The organism is Dolichospermum circinale AWQC310F (assembly GCF_000426925.1).
In the GTDB taxonomy this organism is placed as follows: Bacteria; Cyanobacteriota; Cyanobacteriia; order Cyanobacteriales; family Nostocaceae; genus Dolichospermum; species Dolichospermum circinale.
Genome location: NZ_KE384681.1, coordinates 14,110 through 16,149, shown reverse-complemented (window position 1 = coordinate 16,149; position 2,040 = coordinate 14,110). Strand labels below are relative to the sequence as shown.

General features: G+C 40.3%; 1 protein-coding gene. It reads left to right on the top strand.

What is annotated here, in order from left to right; all coding sequences use genetic code 11:
• Positions 1 to 23: 23 nt before the first annotated feature.
• A partial coding sequence (locus tag ACIR310F_RS26205; protein WP_269208357.1) for a calcium-binding protein occupies positions 24 to 2,040 on the top strand: 2,017 nt, incomplete at its 3' end.

Sequence of the window (2,040 nt, the reverse complement as noted above, 5' to 3'; positions counted from 1 at the left end):
CCCAAATAACCGGCAGTAGTGGAATGGGAACAGATTTTACTTTCTTGGGTGCAGCAGTAGATATTCAGACAGTAAGCGCAATCATTGACAGAAACACCACAGATAGCGAACCCTGGGATCCAGAATTTTCCCTCCAAGGTGCAATTGAAATTCCTAAACTCAAGGGTTTAAAGGGTACGCTAACAGGTACTAATAAGCTAGTAGTCAACAAAGACAAAGCTTACCTAACAGGAGCGCAGTTATCAGCAAACGATATCCAGTTGGGTAGCTGGAAACTCCGTGACATTAAAGCAGAATTTAATGGAACTACTAATACATTTGCCGGCAGTGCCATTCTGCAAACTTATAGTGGCGAAAATATTGGAGTATCCCTACTATTTGATAGTAATGGGCTGCAAAATATCACTGCCAATAACATTAACTTTAATTTATTTGGTGCAAAAGTAAGTGGTGCTAACATCAGCTTTAAACCCGATAGAAATCTTAATGATCAAAATCCTTGGGACCCAGAATTTCAATTGCAGAGTGTGATTGCACTACCACAAGCATTAGGAGGAGTTACACTCAGCGTCACAGGTAGCGATTATCTGTTAATAAATAGCAATGGATTTGACCTAACTGGCGGGAAAATTTATAAGGAAAGCCTTGATTTTAACTTGCTAGGTTTATTGCGTGTTCAAGGTAGACAGATTAGCCTTCTATACACACAGATTGGATCAGAAAAAGTATTCATTATTCAAGGTACACTCATTCTGCCCGATCTATACAATCTCACGGGCAATTTTAGTGGTAGTAATTACATTAAAATTAGTAGTACGGGTACAGTGGAAGTTGTTGGCTCTATATCTGCCAGCAATATTAATATCGCTGCTGGCTGGACAATTAAAACCGCTACAGTATTTATTGATACTACCAATAATCAAACAAAAGTCAGAGCCGATGCCACTGTTTTAATTCCCTCTGGAATTGATGTTGCTGCTACAGTCTTATGGAATGGTAGCCAATTGCAATATATTCAGATAGGCGCATTTAACCTTAATAAACCCATCGGCGCTACAGGTGCATATCTTCAGGAAATAAGTGGGTCATATAGTGTCGGTCCAAAAACCATTACAGTGCTTGGTCAACGACAGACATATAATGATGTCTTTCAAGGTAATGTTAAAATTACCGCAGGACCACAGGTTAATTTGAATTTACCCAGTTTTCTGGGCGGTCCTATTAATGAATCTCTAATTAACCTAGATCTAACAGCAACAATTACTCCAAATTTCCTTAATGCACAGGGTAATCTTCGGGTTCTTGGTAATCTCGTTACAGGAAATGGTGAAGTTAACCTTAACTGGCAATATAACTCTTTTGGGGCAAGTGCTAACTTAAATATCCTCTATGGATTACTCAAGGCAGACGCTAAACTGGTCGCCCGTGGGCGTGATGGGACTAAACTGGACTTCTATGCCTATGCTGAAGGAACTATTAATATACCCGATCCTATTCCTGTAATTGGAGGATTTACATTAGGAGGAGGAGGTGCTTATTTTCAATATATTGATGATGGCTACTCCTATAATGACTATGTTGCCGCTTGGGGAAATCTCTTAGGTTGGACAGTCGGTATAAAATTTGGCTTCGATGGCAATGTGAGTTTATTTGGTGCAGAACTACCTCAACTCGCAAAAGCCAACATTAATAATTTGTGGGCTAATCTTAATAACCCTTACACTGCACCTGCGGCTCTTGCTCTTGGTCCGAGAGGTTCAAATGGCAATGACACTGTTAATGGCAATGATAACCCTGAGTATATTGATGCAGTGGGTGGAAATGATATCCTTAACGGTAAGGGCGGTAATGACATCCTTGACGGTGGAGATGGTAATGACATTCTTAGTGGCGGTACTGGAAATAACGTTCTTAATGGCGGTGACGGCAATGACACCCTGATTGGCGGGACAGGAGATGATACTTATGTGTTTGATGCAGATAATTGGCAAGGGTCAGACAGAATCAACGAAACCATAATTGCCCTAAAAACATTCCATA